18 protein-coding genes are annotated in these 19,734 nt (G+C 41.3%); 7 read left to right on the top strand and 11 right to left on the bottom strand.

Annotated elements, in window-relative coordinates:
• Nucleotides 1-14: 14 nt before the first annotated feature.
• Both ctlX and astA read right to left on the bottom strand, forming a co-directional pair.
• Nucleotides 15-989, bottom strand: a complete 975-nt coding sequence (gene ctlX, locus Q0A08_RS21320; protein ID WP_438463512.1) for a citrulline utilization hydrolase CtlX — start codon at nt 987-989, stop codon at nt 15-17.
• Nucleotides 986-2,107: an arginine N-succinyltransferase gene (gene astA, locus Q0A08_RS21315; RefSeq protein WP_438467682.1), complete on the bottom strand. Its 1,122-nt coding sequence runs from the start codon at nt 2,105-2,107 to the stop codon at nt 986-988. The genes ctlX and astA overlap by 4 nt, the downstream gene beginning before the upstream one ends.
• A gap of 73 nt (nt 2,108-2,180) precedes the next feature.
• On the opposite strand from astA, the gene Q0A08_RS21310 reads away from it, so the two are divergent.
• Nucleotides 2,181-3,050 carry a LysR family transcriptional regulator gene (locus Q0A08_RS21310; protein ID WP_438463511.1) on the top strand — a complete coding sequence of 290 codons (870 nt, stop codon included), beginning with the start codon at nt 2,181-2,183 and terminating at the stop codon, nt 3,048-3,050.
• Nucleotides 3,051-3,064: 14 nt separating this feature from the next.
• Here the strand turns inward: Q0A08_RS21310 and Q0A08_RS21305 are convergent, their stop codons facing one another.
• Nucleotides 3,065-4,489: a PLP-dependent aminotransferase family protein gene (locus tag Q0A08_RS21305; RefSeq protein ID WP_438463510.1), complete on the bottom strand. Its 1,425-nt coding sequence runs from the start codon at nt 4,487-4,489 to the stop codon at nt 3,065-3,067.
• Between the two features lie 161 nt (nt 4,490-4,650).
• On the opposite strand from Q0A08_RS21305, the gene Q0A08_RS21300 reads away from it, so the two are divergent.
• Complete coding sequence (locus tag Q0A08_RS21300; RefSeq protein WP_438463508.1) at nt 4,651-5,568, top strand: EamA family transporter; 918 nt, start codon at nt 4,651-4,653, stop codon at nt 5,566-5,568.
• A 182-nt stretch (nt 5,569-5,750) separates the two neighbouring features.
• The gene (gene fdhA / locus Q0A08_RS21295; protein WP_438463507.1) at nt 5,751-6,947 is read left to right on the top strand and encodes a formaldehyde dehydrogenase, glutathione-independent; all 1,197 of its coding nucleotides are present in this window, start codon (nt 5,751-5,753) and stop codon (nt 6,945-6,947) included.
• Nucleotides 6,948-7,126: 179 nt separating this feature from the next.
• Here fdhA and Q0A08_RS21290 read toward each other — a convergent pair whose 3' ends face one another.
• The 5 genes from Q0A08_RS21290 to Q0A08_RS21270 form a co-directional block, all read right to left on the bottom strand.
• Nucleotides 7,127-7,483 (bottom strand): VOC family protein, encoded by a 357-nt coding sequence (locus Q0A08_RS21290; RefSeq protein WP_438463506.1) that lies wholly within the window; start codon nt 7,481-7,483, stop codon nt 7,127-7,129.
• Between the two features lie 102 nt (nt 7,484-7,585).
• Complete coding sequence (locus Q0A08_RS21285) at nt 7,586-8,950, bottom strand: dicarboxylate/amino acid:cation symporter (RefSeq protein WP_438463505.1); 1,365 nt, start codon at nt 8,948-8,950, stop codon at nt 7,586-7,588.
• A gap of 261 nt (nt 8,951-9,211) precedes the next feature.
• Nucleotides 9,212-9,448 (bottom strand): hypothetical protein, encoded by a 237-nt coding sequence (locus Q0A08_RS21280; protein ID WP_438463504.1) that lies wholly within the window; start codon nt 9,446-9,448, stop codon nt 9,212-9,214.
• 219 nt (nt 9,449-9,667) lie between these two features.
• Nucleotides 9,668-10,072 carry a hypothetical protein gene (locus Q0A08_RS21275; RefSeq protein ID WP_438463503.1) on the bottom strand — a complete coding sequence of 135 codons (405 nt, stop codon included), beginning with the start codon at nt 10,070-10,072 and terminating at the stop codon, nt 9,668-9,670.
• Nucleotides 10,073-10,076: 4 nt separating this feature from the next.
• Entirely contained in the window at nt 10,077-10,550 is a 474-nt protein-coding gene (locus tag Q0A08_RS21270) for a methyltransferase family protein (protein ID WP_438463502.1), read from the bottom strand.
• A gap of 158 nt (nt 10,551-10,708) precedes the next feature.
• Here Q0A08_RS21270 and Q0A08_RS21265 point away from each other — a divergent pair, with 158 nt between their 5' ends.
• Entirely contained in the window at nt 10,709-12,034 is a 1,326-nt protein-coding gene (locus tag Q0A08_RS21265) for an MFS transporter (RefSeq protein WP_438463501.1), read from the top strand.
• A 6-nt stretch (nt 12,035-12,040) separates the two neighbouring features.
• Here the strand turns inward: Q0A08_RS21265 and Q0A08_RS21260 are convergent, their stop codons facing one another.
• The 3 genes from Q0A08_RS21260 to Q0A08_RS21250 form a co-directional block, all read right to left on the bottom strand.
• The gene (locus Q0A08_RS21260) at nt 12,041-12,778 is read right to left on the bottom strand and encodes a substrate-binding periplasmic protein (RefSeq protein WP_438463500.1); all 738 of its coding nucleotides are present in this window, start codon (nt 12,776-12,778) and stop codon (nt 12,041-12,043) included.
• 148 nt (nt 12,779-12,926) lie between these two features.
• Nucleotides 12,927-13,613: a 3'-5' exonuclease gene (locus Q0A08_RS21255; protein ID WP_438463499.1), complete on the bottom strand. Its 687-nt coding sequence runs from the start codon at nt 13,611-13,613 to the stop codon at nt 12,927-12,929.
• Nucleotides 13,613-15,622 carry a DUF294 nucleotidyltransferase-like domain-containing protein gene (locus tag Q0A08_RS21250; RefSeq protein ID WP_438463498.1) on the bottom strand — a complete coding sequence of 670 codons (2,010 nt, stop codon included), beginning with the start codon at nt 15,620-15,622 and terminating at the stop codon, nt 13,613-13,615. The genes Q0A08_RS21255 and Q0A08_RS21250 overlap by 1 nt, the downstream gene beginning before the upstream one ends.
• Nucleotides 15,623-15,913: 291 nt before the next feature.
• Between Q0A08_RS21250 and Q0A08_RS21245 the strand changes: the two genes are divergently transcribed.
• The 3 genes from Q0A08_RS21245 to Q0A08_RS21235 all read left to right on the top strand — a co-directional run bounded on the left by Q0A08_RS21245 (nt 15,914) and on the right by Q0A08_RS21235 (nt 19,649).
• A complete protein-coding gene (locus Q0A08_RS21245; protein ID WP_438463497.1) occupies nt 15,914-16,606 on the top strand; it encodes an SDR family oxidoreductase in 693 nt (230 codons plus the stop codon).
• A gap of 298 nt (nt 16,607-16,904) precedes the next feature.
• The gene (locus Q0A08_RS21240) at nt 16,905-18,641 is read left to right on the top strand and encodes a GMC oxidoreductase (RefSeq protein WP_438463496.1); all 1,737 of its coding nucleotides are present in this window, start codon (nt 16,905-16,907) and stop codon (nt 18,639-18,641) included.
• Between the two features lie 84 nt (nt 18,642-18,725).
• Entirely contained in the window at nt 18,726-19,649 is a 924-nt protein-coding gene (locus tag Q0A08_RS21235; RefSeq protein ID WP_438463495.1) for a DUF2608 domain-containing protein, read from the top strand.
• Nucleotides 19,650-19,734: the final 85 nt, after the last annotated feature.

Below are 19,734 nucleotides of genomic sequence, written 5' to 3'. Positions count from 1 at the left end.
CGAGGAAAGCAATTCTAGGCTTTATCGAAGAAAACCTCTGCCACCATGCAGCGCGCACTACCACCACCTACGGCCTCGATAGTGTCGATATCATTCACCAATAATTGACCATATTGCTCTAACTGTTGCTTTTGCGCTTGGGTAAATCCATTAAAAGCACTTTTCGACATGATAATAAAAGCATCTTGATCTGTATTTTTCACATGCAAAATGTTGCCACAAAAATGCTTTTCCATTTGCTCTTTGCTAATTTCAATTACCTCATTAGCAAGAGATAGGCTTGCTTTAACCTCTGCGTACTCTTTTGCGTCCACAAAGCAGTCTGCACAAATTACAGCGAACCCTTCACCGACACTCATCATCACATTCGTATGATAAATAGATTTGCCATTATCACTGGCAGTATCAAATAAATAGCTTGCTTGATAACCTTTTTTCTCAGCAAAACGTTTGAATTGTGCTTCATGACAGCGCTCAGATTGGCTTGCGTATAAAGCGCTATTCTTATGATCTATCACCAAGGCACCTGTGCCTTCTAGTATCTCAAGCTTTTCATTCATGTCAGCCAGTTGTTCAACAGACCCAACTTGATAACCTTCTCTCTTTAACAAAGCAGTTAAATCATCAATACGTCTTTCTTGACGACGATTCTCAGCAAACATAGGGTAAATGGTCAAGGTGCCATCTTGGCTGGTAGAAAACCAATTATTTGGAAACACAGCATCAGGGGTTACATAATCAGAGTCCGCTTTTTCTAGTACCAACACATCAATACCAGCCGCTTTTATACGGTTAACCATGCGTTCAAACTCAACAAGTGCTTGTTCAGTTACCTTGGCACTATCATCAAGCTTTTGTTGGAACTCATTATCCAAAGCCGTTTCTTCGTTAAAACCAAAATCAACCGGTCTTACCATAACCACAGCTTGCGCCAATTGAACTGCTTTACCTGTATTTTGATTAAGCTTTATCTCTTTCATTAAACTCATGCTGCTTGCCTCGCACTTAATGCCACAATTCGTACACTGTCACCCGCTGCCACTTTTAGGGCATCCGCACTTGCTTGATCTAACTTGATCGCACCAGCTCCCTTTGCCTTTGAAACAGACGCATTTATCAAGGTACAGCGATAATCTTTAATCTCTAAGTTAGAAATTAAGCAAGGATAAGCCTCTTCATCTGGACTAGCATCGCCTATCTCAATAGGTACAGTCGTACTATTTGAAATCGCTCGAATATGACGGATATTAGCTTCAATAGTGGGACCACCATCAAAAATATCCACATAGCCTAGATTCTCGAACCCTTCGCCTTCGAGCATACGAAGCGCAGGCAATGTATTGTCATGCACCTTACCAATCACAGATCTCGCTTTGTCATTCAGTAGATTGATATAGATGGGTAGTTTAGGCATAAGTTCAGCAATAAACGCCTTATTCCCTAATCCTGAAAGGTAGTCAGCTTTAGCAAAAGGCATAGCAAAAAAATGAGTGCCTAGGCCATCCCAGAAAGGAGAGTTACCCTCTTCATCACTTACGCCACGCATCTCTGCGATAACACGCTCGTTAAATCTCGCAGGAGCATTCGCCATAAACATGAAACGACACTTAGACAATAAGCTGCCATTTTTACTATGTCGAAAATCCTTATCTAAGAATAAAGTACATAACTCAGAGCAGCCTGTGTGATCATTACTTAGAGTCAAAGTATTACTCTTCTCATACACACCTAATGTTGGGGAAGCATGCACAAGTGTACCCAGGTGATAGTTGTACCAAGGGGTTTGTAGCCCCAATGCTGATTCAATGCCACATACACCCGCTATTTCACCTGTATTTGTCTCTTCCAAGACAAATAAATAACTTTGATTCTCTTCACTTTCAGGAGAAGAAGAGAAAGCCGCTTCCGCATCTGCAATACGGGCTTTTAACAAATCTAAGTTAGCAGGTAGAGAGGTAAAACCAACACCGGCATTTTCTGCCATACGTTTAAGTGCGTTTAAATCTTTCTCTACAATAGGGCGTATGATCATCATTCGATTGAGCTCACAAAAAATAGGTTTGATGTAGTAATTAAGGCTCATCATAAGAGGCAATTCAAATAACACAAAACTCAATTTGTTATCCTATCGATAACTAATTAGAATGAATTGATATTAAGTTTACTTTCTGGAATATCGAATGAATACACTTGCTCTAGCAGCCTTTACCACCGCGGCAGAAGAAAATTCTTTTTCCTTAGCTGCCGAGAAGTTACACCTAACTCAACCTGGTATTAGTAAACGTATTGTCTCCCTAGAAGACCAGCTTGGTTGTCGACTCTTTGACCGTATTGGTCGTCGTATTCAACTCACAGAAGCAGGCAAAACTTTCTTACCTCATGCTTATAAAATGTTACAAGATGCGCAAAGTGGCCTTAATGCCGTGCGCAATTTATCCCATACCATTGACGGCTTTTTATCTATCGCCACCACACAGCACATAGGGTTGCACCATCTTGCTCAACCAGTAAAACGTTACATTATTGAATATGAAGAGGTGGCCTTTAACTTGGACTTTTTAACGTCCAAACAGGCCTATGCAGATGTATTACAAGGGAAATTAGAATTAGCATTGATTACAGAACCTACCCAAATGGATGAGCAATTACGTTTTATTCCTTTATGGACAGAAAAGCTCAAATTTGTCTGCGCTAAAGATCATCACCTAGCAAGCCTTAAGAGTATAAGTCTCAAGGACTTAAGCAGTGTCCAAGGAATATTGCCTGATGCTTCTAGTTTTACCCGCCGTGTTATCGACGATATTTTTGAGCAAGCTAACCTAAGCATTATTCCAAGGGCAGCTTCAAACTATCTTGAAGCGATCAAAATGCTGGTTACCGCAGGCCTTGGTTGGAGCGTTTTACCAGACTCTTTGATCGACGATAACCTAAAAATTTTAGACTTAGATAATAGTCCTTTGAAGCGCCAAATAGGCTGTTTGATTCACCAAGATAGAACCGAATCTAATGCTGCTAGCGCCTTTATCAAGTTATTACAAAGCTATGACTAACGCTACCATTAGCGCTATTTAAGAGATTTCACCAGCTGACACAAGCGTAATAACTGTTGATAAGCACTACTTTTATCCTCATCTCTCGTGCCATTGTTCAAAATAGGCCAACCGCAATTGATGCGAATACAATCACCGTAGGCATCATGGGTGCTAAAACAAGCACCACTTCGAATATCAACACCTTCTTCATTGGCTGCTAACTCTAATGCTTTGGCATCTATATCAGGCAACTGAAGCCAGAGAACAAGCCCACCATCAGGCACGCTTATTTTAGTATTGACAGGCAAGTTTTCTATCAAGAGATTACGATACACATAGACCTGCCGATTTAACTGCAACCTAATACGGTTCACATGACTACGATACTCTCCTGAGTTAATAAACTCAGCCAAACTCAACTGCATCAAACCATTAATACCGAAGCGGGTTTGCGTATGCTGTTTAATATAAGCCTCCAAATAACGTCCGGGCAAGCACCAACCTAACCTAAGTCCTGCTGCTAAGGTTTTGGAGAAAGAACCACACCAAATAACATACCCTTCATTATCCCAATATTTGGTTGGTAAAGGCGGTTTACCCTGATGAGATAATTCAATATAAACATCATCTTCTATCATGGGGGTTTGATAATCTTGGGCGAGCTTTGCCAAAGCCTGTTTTTGTTCATTCGATAAAGTGCGCCCGCTCGGGTTCATATGAGAGGTACTAAACAAGCTTGCTTTAATGTTTCCTTGCTTTAAACAGGCTTCATAAAAATCTAAATCCAAGCCCTCTTCCGTGCAAGGTATCTCGACAATTTTACGAGAAAGAGCAACAAGCAAGTCCAATAGCCCACTAAAACAAGGTGAGCTTATCGCTAAGGTATCCCCTTCTTTTGTTAAGGTTTCAATGGCAATGCGTACTGAATCTATACAACCATTTGTTATCACTAAATCTTTGGCAGAAAAAGCAAAATGATCCAAACGAAAATGTTCGCTAAGTGCTTGTCTTAAGCCCACCTCTCCTTGCGGATTAGGGTAAGAAAATAAGCTTTGCTGGCTGCGTGAGGCCACCCGTTTAATACACCTTTGCAAAGCTTTCGTTGGTTGTAATTCTGGCGCTATCATAGAGGTGCCTAAAGGATTAAAAAACTCAGCACCAGCGTTATACCCCAAAACAGGTGAGTAGTTCTTAGGATCACGACCTTGATTTTGAAGCGAGGTTAAACGTGGAAAACTCTCTTCTTCTAAGTTATTGGCAACAAAATAACCTGCCTGTGGTCTTGGATAAATCCAGCCATGTTGCTGTAAATACTCATAAGCTTTAGTTGCTGTTGTTAAACTCACCTTATGCTGCTTGGCCAACACTCTCAAAGCCGGTAGACGGCTACCAAAGGGTAAACGCTGACTCTTAATCGCATCGATATATTCATTTGCCAAGGTTTCATACAAGGTCATACCAATATCTCCAAACTAGATCACACAAGGTTTTTTAAACCTTAATACTCAAGGGCCAACAAATTGTACTCTATTTTTTATTAAAAATTGAATCTGCACTCTTTTTTACTTTAAGGACATACTCATACCAATGCTTTCACAATAAGATTAAGAGACAGACCATGAAAAAACTCGACCTTTGTTTACTCACCGCTCTCATGGCACTTTGGGGATTCAACTTCAGTGTGATCAAACTTGGGGTGAATAATATAGACCCGCTTGTACTCACTGCTATGCGTTTCACCTTTGCGGTTTTTCCGCTCATCTTTTTTATCAAAAAGCCCGATGTAAAGTGGCGCTATCTCATCAGCTATGGCTTAACCTTTGGCGTGGGTGTTTGGGGTTTAACAACCTTAGCCATTGATGCGGGCACATCATCAGGTATGGCATCCTTGTTATTGGATATGAGTGTCGTTTCAGGTCTATTAATCAGCTACTTTTTCCTCAACGAAAAGCTGAGTTTTAACAAGCTTTTTGGGGCCTCATTGGCCCTCATTGGCCTCTTTATAATTATGCAGGAACAAGGTGGCAGCGTGACCCTAAAAGGTCTTGTATTAGTTTTGGCAGCCTCTCTATTTTGGAGCATTAATGGCTTAATCGTAAAACGCGCGAATACTAAGTCCATTTTTGCATTTAATATTTGGGCGATGCTGTTTGCCCCCCTTCCCTTGTTACTTTTAGCCGTTGTAAGTCACGGACCTGAAGTGATTACTAACTTACATTTAGGCATCAATAGCTCAGCTATCTTTTCCGCCTTGTTTCAGGCCTATCCAACCACACTACTTGGCTACTGGTTTTGGAATAAAATGATCGTCAAATATGAGCTTTCCAGTGTCGCCCCCATGACCTTACTAGTCCCGGTGTTTGCGATTTTAGGTGGTTATTGGTTTTATCAGGAAGCCATTGTTTTATCTCAAATACTAGCGGCTATATTCATTTTACTCGGTCTATTTATCAGTCAATTAGCCGTCAATTTAAGCCCTGCCTTATTCCAAAAAGTGGCAAAAAAAGCCACTTTAGAAAAGATAGGAAATAAGTAACTAAATACAAAAAGTGAGTCGCTTTACATAAAGTTAGCCTATCCTAATGCAGAGCGACCTCCACCTAACTGATCACGACATGAACAGCGCCAAGACGATGACCCTAGATCAAACTAGCACCATACTGATTGCCCGCAGATAGTTTTTACTGCTGTGTAGCGTCTAATAATAAGGAGAAAGCTATGTCTTTAGCTCACGCAAACAGAGGTGTTGTTTATCAAGGTCCAGGTGTAGTGCAGGTCGACACCATTGACTTTCCAAAACTGGAAATGAATAAACGCCTATGTCAGCACGGTGTCATTCTAAAGGTTGTTACCACCAACATTTGTGGTAGTGACCAACACATGGTTCGAGGTAGAACAACAGCCGAACAAGGTCTAGTACTTGGCCATGAGATCACAGGTGAAATCATTGAATGTGGCCGCGATGTTGAATTTTTAAATGTTGGCGATCTTGTTTCTGTGCCATTCAACATTGCTTGCGGTCGTTGCCGTAACTGTAAAGAAGGCCGTACCGGTATCTGCCTAAACGTAAACCCAGCGCGCCCAGGTGCAGCTTACGGTTACGTTGATATGGGTGGCTGGGTTGGTGGTCAAGCTGAGTACGTAATGGTGCCATATGCTGACTTCAACCTACTGAAATTCCCAGATCGTGATCAAGGTTTGGAAAAGATCAAAGATCTGACCCTACTGTCTGACATCCTACCAACAGGTTACCATGGTTGTGTCACTGCAGGTGTTGGTCCTGGCTCTATTGTGTATATCGCGGGTGCTGGCCCTGTTGGTCTTGCTGCAGCGGCTTCTGCGCAACTATTGGGCGCAGCTTGTGTCATTGTTGGTGACATGATCCAAGAACGTCTAGATCAAGCACGTAGCTTTGGTTGTGAAACAATCGACCTACGCCAAGAAGGCGAAATGGCTGACAAGATAGAGCAAATCACAGGTGAACGTGAAGTAGACGCTTTTGTTGACTGTGTTGGCTTTGAGGCTCACGGTTGTGGTTGTAACCATGGTAAAGAAGCGCCAGCGACTGTGCTTAACTCTGCAATGGAATTAACCCGTGCCGGTGGCCAAATTGGTATCCCAGGTCTATACGTAACTGATGATCCAGGTGCGGTTGATGAAGCAGCACGTGTTGGCGCACTTTCTATGCGTTTTGGTTTAGGTTGGGCGAAATCTCACTCTTTCCACACAGGCCAGTGCCCAGTAATGAGTTACCACAGACAACTAATGCAAGCGATCTTGTTCGATAAGATTGATATTGCCAAAGCGGTTAACGTACAAATGATAGGTCTAGATGACGCACCTAAAGGTTATGCAGACTTTGATGGTGGTGCGGCGAAGAAATTCGTTATCGATCCACATAAAATGGTGTCTTAACTCTTTTAGCTAAAGCTAAAAAGCGTTAAACGCACACAAAAAAGCCCAATGCTTCCTACCAGCATTGGGCTTTTTTTATCTTAAATGTTGTGAGAAAGAATTTTGAGTTTAGAAGTCTAAAGATAGGTAAACGTCATTCGTCTCATTACTAAACTCAAGAGACCTGAGGCTAAAGTGCTTTATACCGAAAAAACGATTTTGTTTTTGTCTAAATCTCTCACATAAGCTGAAAACCTTGGTCCACGATCAGCCGGCTCACCTTCGCTAGTTCCACCTAATTCAAGTGCTTTTTGATAAAGCCTAATCACCTCCTCAGTCGAACCCACATTTAAACCTATCATGGTGCCATTACCATTAGTTGCGGGTTCTTCATTAAAAGGAATTGCTATGGCAAAAGCAAAGTCCGCACCTTGCCAGAAAGTCATTCTATCGGTTGCTAATACCTGATTAAGCCCTGTTTGCTCAAACAGTGAATCGTAGAAGTTGATTGCCGCTGCCATATTGTTGGTTCCAAGAACGCAATAGTCCATTTTCATTATTGAATGCCTTAACGAGTTAGTGAATTAATCTTGATTTACAAAGTATGAAATTCAGTATATCCACCCCATACTGACACCTCATGTCAGCAGTCATTCAATCTAATTTTTCCAATAATCTCTCTCTTTTCGTTCACCCGCATCTGGCAACCATTTATCCATCACACAACAAGCGGTTAGATCGCCAGTCACATTTAAAGTGGTTCGACACATATCCAATATCCTATCTACGCCGAGTATCAAACCAATACCTGCAGCAGGCACACCAACACTTGATAGCAGTGTCGCTAGGATAACGATACCAACACCCGGTGTACTGGGTGCCCCAATGGACGCACCTATCGTGGTTAACATGAGTAATAAGAGTTCACTGGTTGTGATCTCTACGCCAAAAGCCTGAACCAGAAAGATTGCGGCTATGGTTTGGTACAAGGCGGTACCATCCATATTGATTGTCGCCCCTAAAGGAATCACAAACTGCCCTACTGAAGGCTTTACTCCTAGAGTCTGCTCTGAGGTTTGAAGGGATAAAGGCATAACAGCGGCGGAGCTTGATGTAGAAAAAGCTAACAGTTGTACCGAACGAACTCCCTTTGAAAAGCCCCAAACTGACCTTGAAGCCACCAGCCTTATAATGATGAGGTAAAACACCCACAAAACTACCAGTCCAAAAATCACGGTCAGTACATAGATAGACATACCTAATAACGCATCTACACCTATGCGTATGGTAATTTCACATAAGAGCCCAAATACCGCCAAAGGTGCCAGTAACATGGCCCAACTCACTACTTGCATGGCAATGGCTTGAACACTGTCTAGCGCTTGAAGCAGTACTTTGGATTTTTTAGGTGGCAAGGCTACCAGCGCAACGCCCATTATCATGGCGTACACCACAAGTTGAAGCATACTTTTGTCTAAAGTCGCTTTTGTCATATTCGTGGGGATGAGAGCACTAATTTTATCAGGCACTGAGGAACTTTCTAATCTACCAATAGGCTCTACTGCATCTTTATCAGCAAGTATTTCACTACTTATTTTCTGACCCTGCATTTGACTCTGCATGTATTGCCCAGGCTCAATCCACAACACCAAGCTCGCGCCAATGATGACGGCAACCGTGGTTGTGGTCACAAAGTAGGGAAAAATTCTTAAACCTATTTTTTTAAGATAGTCAGGGTCTCCCGCTGTGGCTATGCCTAACATGATAGAGCTAAGCACAAGAGGAACCACCACCATTTGGATCAAAGAAAGGAAAAGAGTACCCGGTAATTTGACCCATTGGGCAATGACGACCGCAGTATCTGCTTCGACCAAGCCACCGCCTGTTGGCGATAGCATTAAACCTAAAGTCACACCTAAAATAAGTGCCACAATAATTTGCATCCATAACTGACTTTTAAGCAACATCGAAATTTGCTTAAGCTGATTATCAAAAGGTTGGTACCAAGGGGCTAAAGAAGTCATATTCGTAAAAACTCATCCATAATTAATCTGGCTTATTCTGAGTTTTTAACGAGTATATTCAAGCAATTGAAGGACAAAACAAGGCACAGATCAAACTTAGAGAACTAGGCTTACATATCTCCCATAAAGGGAGAAAAAACTAAGCTAGGTTCACTCTGAATAAAAGAAAAACGAAGTCTGAAAATAGAAGTTAAAAGTAGAGATACAAGCGATAGTTACAGACTCTATCCCTACTTCAACAGAAAAATAAAGGATCAATGATTAGAAAAAGACAAAGCGCTTTCTAGGCTGGATATAAGCTGAGATATCAATATTTCCATAGGAAAAAATAGGCTCAATAACTCGAATATCTTTCTTGGAAAGAGAGCCACGACGTATTTTTTCTAACATAGCCATGCGCTCTTTTGTTGCTTGTGAAAAACCACATTCAACAGCAAATTCTTCTTCATACTTCATCGAGAGTGTTTCGTATAATTTAGCCAGCTCATCATTACTCATTCATAATATCCCTTTGTCGTTTTAGCCACATCTTAACTTTAATCTGATTAAAGATTTACCAGATTAAAAATTGGCTAATGATTTAATTTATGAGGCGAAAACTTACTCTGACTGAAGCTATTCAAAGTTGATATAAATCTATCAATTAGCAACTTACATAATCACTGCACATTATAGAAAGCACATTTCAAACACTGCTCTAGATGCTTTCACACCGATTTAACTACCCGCCAGCGCCATTAACCAAACACTCCAACTAAGTGCATGGACCCCACCCGCCAAACTTGCCCCCCCCCATAGAGCAACCGAGCGATCTGATGCCTTGAGTAAACTTAGAAAGAGAAAGACGAGTGGGAGAATAAGGTTACTCAATAAGAGTAAAGGAGGAATCACCACGCCAATCTGCGGCCCTAGGCTTTTTAACATCACAGTACTGGCAATTAGGCTAAGCAATAAAAAAGCATAAAAAGGGAGAGATTCTTTTTTTCGAGCATTTTCATGTTTTTTATTAAGACGAACATAAATCACTAAACAGATAAGGTAACAAGGCAAAATCAGTAGCGGCAGATATAGCACAACACTAGAAAACAATAGAAAGTCTGGTAATAAATTCCATAGATTCATAAGCTTAACACCAGCGCCTAACTTGAGTTCGATACTCTAACACCTCATCGCCAAACAAGGCTTCAAGAGCTCGCTCTTCCGGTTCAATTTGAAAACGTGACATATATAAAACAAAAAATGGCGTAAGCGCCAAAGTACCAAAATGGGCTAAAAAACCACTCCATGCGATCACACAAAGCAGCATACCTAAATACATAGGGTTACGGGTATATTGATAAATACCAGAAGTCACTAATGAAGAGGCCGATTCAGGGTTAATCGGGTTTACTGTAGTGCTAGCTTGCTTGAATGCCTTAACCCCAAGAAGAGCTATCAGGCTCCCTGTAATAATGCCAAACAATAAGATAGAAAGCCGTACTATAAAGTCCAGCTCCAACTGTAAGAAAGACAAGCTATCTAATTGGCTGGCTCCCCACATAAGCAAAGAAAAAACCAGTACAAGTAAAACAGGTGGAAGCTTTAATTCAAGAAACGACATGAAATCTCCTTTTCATACTTTTGTGATAAGAAAGTACTAAACTTTCACGTTTAAAGTTCAGTATGCGAATCTTTACCTTACAGTTTGATTGTCAGCCAGTGCCACTGCCTTTAAACTGATCACGATTAAGTTAATTACTAATAACCAAGGAAAGGTTCGTGAATTCAGACCCTAGCACACCTTCGCAAACTAATTTGCACGAAAGTACGATTATTTCCAACGAAACTATTTCCAATAACACACATTCCAACATCACTAACTCTAATAAAGAAGCACTTAACCAAGAGATTAATAAAGAGCAAGTCTCAACACAATGGTTAACCATTCTCGTATTATGGATAGCTGGTGTGTATGCTGCGATGCAATTTGCAAAGTTTTCTACCTCATACGATATGCTATTACTGCATTATCAAGCCAGTTCAACAACCATAAGCATGGCGTTATCATCCGTTGGTATAATGGGGCTATTTTTTGGCACAGTAGCAGGTGTTTTAAGCGGTAAGCTAGGCCATAAAAAAGTATTGCTAGCGAGTTTACTCCTAGGCAGTGTCTTATCATTTACGCAATCACTTTTACCAAGTATCGAATATTTGCTCTTAACTCGAATTTTAGAAGGTTTGTCTCATTTAGGCGTTGTTGTTGCCGCGCCGACCTTGATGATTAGTTTAAGTGAACCAAGGCACCAAGCGATTACTATGGGCTTATGGGGGACCTTTTTTGGCGTTGCATTTGCTTTGATGGGTTGGTTAGGTACTCAAATTTTAGCCCAAGGAGGACTTGCTCAGCTTTATCAATTTCACTCTTTGTTATGCTTGCCTATTTTTATCTATTTGGCACTCTCATTAACCTCAGAGAAAAGTATTAAGGCTCAAACACACCTATCTCATAAAGCACTTTTATTAGGCTTTTTCCGCGATTTAATGAAACTTTATCAAAACATGAGAACCCTACTACCAGGGCTAGTGTTTTTATTTCACACCAGTATGTTTGTTGCTCTTTTAACTTTTGTCCCCAGAATCACAGATGATGAAAATATTAAGAATCAGCTATTTATACTCTTACCACTCATTAGCATTGGCGGTACTTTTTTAGCAGGTATTCTTGCCCAGTATTTTATTTCACCACAAAAGTTAGGCAGCTTGGCTTATATCGGTGTCGCAATATTTACTGGGCTCACCTTATTCAATATAGATTCTCCAAGTACATTTTTAATTTTTGCCTCTTGTTTATTAGCTTTTTCCGGCCTTATAGCAGGATCCTCATTTGCTATGGTGCCTTATCTTGCCAGAACACCTAATGATCAAGCCCAAAGTAATGGCGCTATCGCCCAACTTGGAAATTTAGGGGCAAGCATGGGACCGCCAGCTTTTGCTTTTATACTGGCGCAGTATTCCAATCAAGGCATGTTAATGCTTATCTTATTGTTATGTGTATTTGGTGTTGGTATCACTTTACTAGCTAACCGCTATAAGCCAGTTAATTAGGCAAGCCTAGTTACTGACTTCGTAATGCTTTTTTACCAACTGAGCAAGTGTGCCAGTTGCTTGTAGTTTTTCAACGGCAGCTTTTAGCTTGGGAATCTCAGATTTGAATTCGGATTGCTTAGACATATGCAACCACTGCTGCCTTACACCCAGTACATGAAAACCATTGCGATCTAAATAGTTAGGCTGATTACTTTGCTCTAGTTGATATTTAATCGCTTTATAACTGCCAGCTAAAGCATTTATTCTGCCTGCAAGCAGCATATTAACGGCTTGTTCATAGTCATTAAGTTCGCTGACAATTAGTTGAGTATCTTTATCAAAACGGTTATCGAGTTTAGTGGAGCGAGTCTTGCCTATATCAAGGCTAATAAGGTCTTCATAATTACGGACATTATAACCTTTAGCACCAACTACTATCGTTTTAAGCTCTCTTATCAAGCCGACTTTGATTACCTTGCCATCTCGGCTCGGTGATGCGAAACCCACAACAAGGTCATGACGACCCACTTCTAATCCCAACCAAACCCTTGCAAAGGGCATGAGTTCTTTTTCTATACAAAGGCCGGACTCTCGGCTAATTTCTTCAAGAAAATCCCAATGGACACCCGTAGCAAGGCCTTGAGCATCCAAATAACCAATTGGTTTATTCTCTATTACACCTGCACTGAGGCAGCTGGCTTGAGCCATAAAAGAAGAGAGAGATAAGAGTGTGGCAGAAAACAAAAAGCGGCAGTATTTCAATGAAAGGCCTCAAACGTCATAATCAACTTAATTAAACTCACCAATATTCGGCGAGTTAATACTAGTGGCCTTTCCTTAGCGCAAAAACGGCTAAATGTGTTTGCACGAATTATCGCAAAGCATTTTAACACCTAATCTATATAAGATATCAAAATCGTACCAGTTTTCCCCCTTTTTGTATTAGATCTTTAAGATTACAGTCAGTTCCAGCATGATGAAGTTGGGCTAAAAGGAGTTCGGCTGTCGCTTGGGCATCCCCCAGCGCATCATGACCTTGATAATCAGGTAGCCCATATCGCTTACGACACTCCCCTAAACGAAAAGCATCATTAGAAAGCATAGCTTGTTTTCGCCCTTGCACTTCCCTTTCCATCGCCAAGGTGTCTAACATGACCAAGGTAAGAGGTTTTAGCTTATGAGCACGCCAAAGGGTATCAAGAAATGCTTTTTCTATGGGAGCATGATGTACGACCAAAACCTTATCCAATAACAATTGCCTTAGATAGCGCATAGCAACACTGGGATTACGACCGAGCTCGGCAATATCCTGATCGGTAATCATATGTATGGCGATTGTTTTCTCATCAATTGGGCCATTATCAAGCAAAATATGACGAGCACTCGCGAGCTTTATTGCCCCATTTTTAATCAGCACCCAACCTAGGCTGATGGCTCTATCTTGATCCCCATCTAGCCCTGTGGTTTCCATATCTAATACTAGATACTCATGCTCTATCCAAGGTTTTTTATAAGCTTTATTTGGTCTTAGGCTTTGCTCAAACCTAAGCTTCCATTCTTCCTTGGTTTGGCGTAAATGCTTTAACAGGCTCGCCATTAGCCTAGCCCTTTAGCAAACTTATTTTGCGCCACATCTTGAGCCTGCAAAATAGTTTTAAAAGTCAGTTTCAAATGCTTTCTTTCTAAGGGACTCAGAGAAGAAGGATCCAGAAAAGCACTGGCACTTCCTGTTTTTTGCCAGCTTGCTTGCTGCGCTTCTAACCTAAGACCAGAGAGATATTCCCAAGCATCTTGTAAGTTACTCACATAATCTTGGCTCAATAAGCCCTCTTTTGCTATCCAGTCTAAGCGTTTAAGAGTAGAGACCTGATACCTGCTTGTTGCAAAGCTATATAGACGAGCTAGGTCATTGATTAAAGCGAGTCCTTGGTGCTTAAGATCTAGCTTGTTTTTATGCTCACCGGAATGCTCCAATACAAAGTCACGGAAGAAGCCTAAAGGCGGACGAGAGGAAATCGCATTTTTGGTTAATGTCGCCATAAAGATGCTGTTCTTCACAGCCTTCTCTTGCAACAAATCTGTCAGTTCTTGCAGTGATTCTTCGGGCCCATAAATACTTCGCATATCAAAAAAGATGCTGGCATTTAACAGCGCTTGAGGAGAATTACTTTGTACCCAATAAGCAATTTTTTTCAACCATTGAGACTTGGTCAAACGACAATCAGGATTGCTCGACATGATGTTACCAGGACACAGTGGAATGCCACATTCATTTAGCCCCTGACAGACAAATTCAGACAGATGTTTAAAGTATTCCATCTCTCTGTCATCTCCTTCTCGTTCTAGCATAATGCCATTATCTTGATCACTACCAAGAGATTGCTCTTTACGCGCCTGAGAGCCAAAGACTAAGAAATTAAACTGCATGGGAGGCACGCCTAATTCAGACACAGCAAGTTCGATCAAGCGTCTCGTCAGGTTATCCGTAATGCTAGCTAGAACTTCACCCATGTCCGCAGGGTTAATGTCTCCTGCCACTAGGTTGATAATAAGACGAGGAAGACGCTGACAAACCTCAGCCAAGGCCGCCACACTCTTTTGTCGGTTTATCTCAGAAACCATTAATAAGGGGCTAGTTTGCTGGTTTTTTAAGACATCCGTCGCTGTGAGTATGCCAACAGGCTTTAGAGCATCATCAACAATGGGAAGGTGATGAATATTGCGTTCACTCATAATAAGTTGAGCGTGAATACAAAGACTAGACTCATCAAGATAGGTGGGTTTTCGCGTCATAATACTTGAAACAGGTAAATCGGTAGATACGCCTTTGGCTAGCACTCTAGAACGTAAATCCCTATCGGTAATAATACCAATGAGAGTTTCTCCCTCAACAATTAACAAGGAACTAACCCTAGCGCCAGTCATCTGTAAGGCAGCCATTCTGATACTGGTATCGGCCTCGGCTTTCACTAGCTGTCTAGACATTATCTTATGTACTGGCAAAGAAAGTTGCATAGCAGGATCAGCCCTATTTTGAGCTTGCCTGTCGTCCTCTTTATTACCCGCTAATTCACTCTGAACAAACTCAGTAAGACTAGAAGCTTGGTGACTCTCAAGCTGATGCTGGCTCGATTCTATTGATATTTGATTCCCATTATCTTGCTGTAAACTTTTCGACAATAAGCTAAGGCGCTTTACTCTGGTATTGGCAAAAAATAACGCAAAGTCAGTATTCGCTTTGGTAAGCGCTAAAAAACTTTCCTTATCAAGTCGAAAGACGAGGCTATCTTCAAGGGCAACAACATATAGGCCTTCTGGGTTATTATCCAAAACACTAGAGACACCAAAGCACTCACCGTCGGCAAGCTTATCGACCAACCCCCCTTTTTTACATTGGATCTCAAAGGCTCCTCGTCGAATAATATGCAAATCGTTAAGAGGTAAGACATTAGGTGCTTGCGAGCCTAAAGACATGCTTTGCTTTTGCCTTATATAAATCACTTCTAGGGCTTCTACTAAGCGCCTTAAGTCTGACTCGGCTAAAGAATCAAATGGCACAGTTCCTTGTAAAAACTTAACAACTTCTTGAACGTCTATGGCAGACATGAGTACATCCTTTATCAAAGCTTAGTTAAAGCATGTGCCCAAGGTTTTTAAACATCAATAGTTTAAGACTAAAGTCTAAGTTCAAAGAGGCAAATATAAAAATGATTTATCTTTATTTTTCATAAGCTTAAGAGGTAAAAAAACATGACCAGCTAACTTTTCTTAAGTACGGGCTCTCTTTTACAGAAGACCTAATCATCCAACAAATAAGGTTTTCTCTTAGGTGCGCTTGTTTTGCTAAAGATGAGCTGATAAAAATTGTTATTACTCACCTGTTTACAAGGAAGCTTAATGTCTAAACCTCACTTATTTATCACAGGCGCTAATCGCGGTATTGGCCTAGAAATGGTCAAACAATTTGCGCAATCCAATTGGCAAATTAGCGCCTGCTGCCGTAATCCTGAAACAGCGACCGAACTGTCTGCTTTGGCTCAAGCAAACACAGATATAAAGCTTTACGCATTAGATGTAACTGACTATCAAGCCGTTACCAATTTAGCGAGCCAACTTAAAGATACAAGCTTTGATCTTCTCATTAATAACGCAGGCATTTATGGACCAAAAGGTTCAAGCTTAGATAACCTAGATCTAGAGGCTTGGCGTCAGGTATTCGAAACCAACACCATAGCACCATTAAAATTGATACAAGCTTTTACTCCTCATGTTGCCGCAAGTAAAGGTAAAAGAATTGCTGTACTAAGCAGTAAGATGGGCAGTATCAGTGATAACCAAAGTGGCTCGGCTTATATTTATCGCAGTTCAAAAACAGCGCTTAACCAAGTCATTAAAAGCTTATCTATCGACCTTTCACCTCAAGGGATTCAAGTCATTGCCCTACATCCAGGCTGGGTGAGAACGGAAATGGGTGGTCCTAATGGCTTAATCGATACCACTGAGAGCGTGACAGGGTTAAAAAACGTGATGACATCAGAAATAAAAACAGGCCACTTCTACAACTATGACGGTTCTGAAATAGCTTGGTAATCTTCTAAGCCGCCTTTCTAAACTATCCATCCAAACCCTAGATAAATCGAGCTAAGGTAATACAGAGATGATTACCTTAGCGCCTTCCTTTCGCAATACGTCTTTAAAAAATGAATTTTCTACTTAAGCTAACCTTCTTGCTGGTGAAACCTCAAAAACCTGCTAGCTTTTTATGGGCTTAAGCTAAGGAAAGCGTATAAGTCATATCACTCACATTAAGCCTCCTAGCTTTCGTCACAAAATAATAAAAAACACCCAAATCAATAAATTCATTTTTTTGATACATAAGGACTTTGTTATGGGAAATTTCGCGTCGACTGAAAACCTTCATCATGGTTATCCAACCCCAGGCCCACAATCACCTACAGGCCAAAATGTCATGGACCATGTTTTCTTTCTTACAGAGGGACAGTGGAAAAATGCCAGAGAAAATGGCCAATATGATTTAGTTATCATAGGTACAGGCTTTTGCGCCTATGCAACAGCAGAACGTGCTTTAGAAAATGACCCTCACTGTCGTATTCTCATGATAGAAAGAGGCCCTTTCTTTTTACCTGAGCACTTTCAAAACCTTCCCCTTCCCTTTGTGAATACTTTAGGTGGATTATCAGAAACCTTCCCTTGGACCTTGTCTCAAGAAACCGCAACAGGTCGTGGTGGCCCAGTACGCTGGCAACACGGCATGGTGCCCTTTGTTGGCGGTCGCTCAACATTATGGAGTGCATGGTGTCCAAGACCAAATACAGATGAAATGAAAGGCTGGCCGAAGAAAACCATTGCCACAGCAAAAGAATACTTTGCCAGTGCAGAAAAGTTATTAAGAGTGCAAAATGCCGATCAGATCGATACAAACCGTGACCCCATCTTAACGCGATTAATCGGGCAGCAACGCCCAGTATATGGCGAGTTACAACTCAAGGTACAAACACTCCTCAATAATGCCAATGAAACTGGCAGTATCCCTGGAGTGTATCGCACACAGGCTGCACCGCTTGCCTGTGACGGTAAAGAGGTTGATGACATCGACTTTCAAAAATACTCCACCCCAGGACCGTTATTAGAGCTTGTCAGCAAGCAACAGTCATTGGCTAAAGAAGGCAAAGGCAGCACTTTAGATATAGTAACCCAATGTGTGGTTGAAAGAATCTATAACCAAGATGGTACAGCCTCTGCCCTACAAACATCCCGTGGTGTGATGCCAATTAATGGCGCAAAACTCATTTTAGCGATGGGGACCTTACCGCCAACAACCTTAGTACAAAATTCTTTCCCTGAACTTAACCATATTGGTGAACGTTTTTCGGCGCATTTTATCAGTGCGATTACAGCCAGAGTCCCTAAAGCAGATCTTGGCTTATGCTCAGATAATCCACTGGAAATGGGAGCCTGTTATGTAGCTGGTATTGGTAATAATTACGATCAGCAGTTTCATATCCAGTTAACCTCTATCAGTAACCAAGACCCTGTGAAGAACGCTGGTACAGCACTACGCTATATGCCGGATGTCGTGTCTACTGCCTCTATGGCTCAGCTTGAAAGCTCTGAAGATTATGTTGTTTTTGTTTGTGCTGTTCTAGGTGAACTTGATTATGACAACAAAGAGAACTGGTTTAAGCATTATCAACAAGATAAAAACATTACCACTAACTCGCTTTTACAAGTTGTGGAAAATCAGAGTGATTATGAAACTTGGAATGCCATGGACAAAGCAACTTTCAGTGTTCTCGAAGATGTCCTTTCACCACAAGGTAAAGACAAAGTCGAATACTGGCATGGTGACCCAGACTCTGGTGAATGGGCGAGCTCTCAACCAAGCACTGAAGAACGTCGTGTAGATGCCCTAGTCCATGAATCTTCCACGCTCTTTCTTGGTGAAACCCAAGATGCGCCTGTCGATACGGATTACAAATTAAGAGGTACAAATAATGTCTATATCACAGGGGGATGTTTATGGCCTCAAGGGGGCTCTTGGAACCCAACTATGACAATGGTAGCGCTGGCTCAAAACCTCGCGGATAACCTTGTAAGAAAGTAACTATTTTACCCAGCAAAGCCAGCGTTTTTTATGCCAAAAGCGTTGGCTTTTTTATTACTCATTTTTTGGCTCAAGGAGTTTGCCATGAAAATTATCTACTTAATCTTTGCAATGGTAGCCGTCTGTTTCAGCCAGCTAGTTAGTGCTGAATCTAGCCATGGTGCCATTGCTTCGTTTAATGACTTGATTAAATTAAGTAAAGAGATAGATAAGCCCTACAACACACTATTAGTAATGGATGATGACGATACAATTAGTATGATGCCATGCCCAGATAACACAGACCCTGCACACTGTCAGTACCTTGGCGGACCGGCTTGGTTTAGTTGGCAGCAGAACCAAATACAAAAGAATCTATACCCAAGAGTGGCCGATAAGTTTGAAGACTTGCTGGTGACTGCAACCTTATTATTTAACTTAAATACTATGGTTTATAGCCAGCAAGAAGTCCCTAAGGTACTCAAAAAATTGACTCAGTCTGGCGTCAGGCTATTAGTCGAAACCGCCAGAGGAAATACTGATATTTCTGCCACGGAGCAGCAGTTTTCCAGACTTCAAATAAGTAAAAATAAAACCTTCGCTACGCACCTCAGCCAGAACTCATTACTGTTCGATAATAAAAGTAGCAAGGCAAGCCCTTACATTCCCTGCGATATCAGTACTATGAATACTATTAGCTATAGAAACGGGGCCATGTATTTGTCAGGGCAAGATAAAGGCATCAATTTAAAGTGTCTGTTAGATGAGTTCAATCAGCAAAAGAGTGCCACCAAACTCACTCAAATTATCTTTATTGATGACACCTTAGCCAATGTCATCAGTGTCCATAAAGCCTTTAAAAATAGCCCACACTACCAAGTGAAGGCTCTGCACTTTACTGCCTTAGAAAAGCATAAAGCGGCACTAAGGAAAGGTAAGTATGCTAACCAGCACCAGCAGAATGCGACTGACAAATGGAACATCATTAAAGATGTTTTACAGTCAGAATTGAAAAAGCCAATTCTGTGATTTAAAAGCCCTTAGCTTAAAAAGAGCCTTCAGCTAACGAGAGCCCTCAGCGAAAAAGAGCCTTCAAGCGACAGAAGGCTCTGCT

It is taken from the genome of Marinomonas sp. PE14-40 (assembly GCF_051623805.1).
In the GTDB taxonomy this organism is placed as follows: Bacteria; Pseudomonadota; Gammaproteobacteria; order Pseudomonadales; family Marinomonadaceae; genus Marinomonas.
The sequence above is the reverse complement of the archived record's forward strand: the minus strand, read 5'-3'. Positions and strand labels throughout refer to the sequence as shown.

Coding starts and splice junctions, on each gene's coding strand:
- ctlX (WP_438463512.1), bottom strand. CDS start 989: ATGAGTTTAATGAAAGAGATAAAGCTTAATCAAAATACAGGTAAAGCA.
- Q0A08_RS21310 (WP_438463511.1), top strand. CDS start 2,181: ATGAATACACTTGCTCTAGCAGCCTTTACCACCGCGGCAGAAGAAAAT.
- Q0A08_RS21305 (WP_438463510.1), bottom strand. CDS start 4,489: ATGACCTTGTATGAAACCTTGGCAAATGAATATATCGATGCGATTAAG.
- Q0A08_RS21300 (WP_438463508.1), top strand. CDS start 4,651: ATGAAAAAACTCGACCTTTGTTTACTCACCGCTCTCATGGCACTTTGG.
- fdhA (WP_438463507.1), top strand. CDS start 5,751: ATGTCTTTAGCTCACGCAAACAGAGGTGTTGTTTATCAAGGTCCAGGT.
- Q0A08_RS21290 (WP_438463506.1), bottom strand. CDS start 7,483: ATGAAAATGGACTATTGCGTTCTTGGAACCAACAATATGGCAGCGGCA.
- Q0A08_RS21285 (WP_438463505.1), bottom strand. CDS start 8,950: ATGACTTCTTTAGCCCCTTGGTACCAACCTTTTGATAATCAGCTTAAG.
- Q0A08_RS21280 (WP_438463504.1), bottom strand. CDS start 9,448: ATGAGTAATGATGAGCTGGCTAAATTATACGAAACACTCTCGATGAAG.
- Q0A08_RS21275 (WP_438463503.1), bottom strand. CDS start 10,072: ATGAATCTATGGAATTTATTACCAGACTTTCTATTGTTTTCTAGTGTT.
- Q0A08_RS21270 (WP_438463502.1), bottom strand. CDS start 10,550: ATGTCGTTTCTTGAATTAAAGCTTCCACCTGTTTTACTTGTACTGGTT.
- Q0A08_RS21255 (WP_438463499.1), bottom strand. CDS start 13,613: ATGGCGAGCCTGTTAAAGCATTTACGCCAAACCAAGGAAGAATGGAAG.
- Q0A08_RS21250 (WP_438463498.1), bottom strand. CDS start 15,622: ATGTCTGCCATAGACGTTCAAGAAGTTGTTAAGTTTTTACAAGGAACT.
- Q0A08_RS21245 (WP_438463497.1), top strand. CDS start 15,914: ATGTCTAAACCTCACTTATTTATCACAGGCGCTAATCGCGGTATTGGC.
- Q0A08_RS21240 (WP_438463496.1), top strand. CDS start 16,905: ATGGGAAATTTCGCGTCGACTGAAAACCTTCATCATGGTTATCCAACC.
- Q0A08_RS21235 (WP_438463495.1), top strand. CDS start 18,726: ATGAAAATTATCTACTTAATCTTTGCAATGGTAGCCGTCTGTTTCAGC.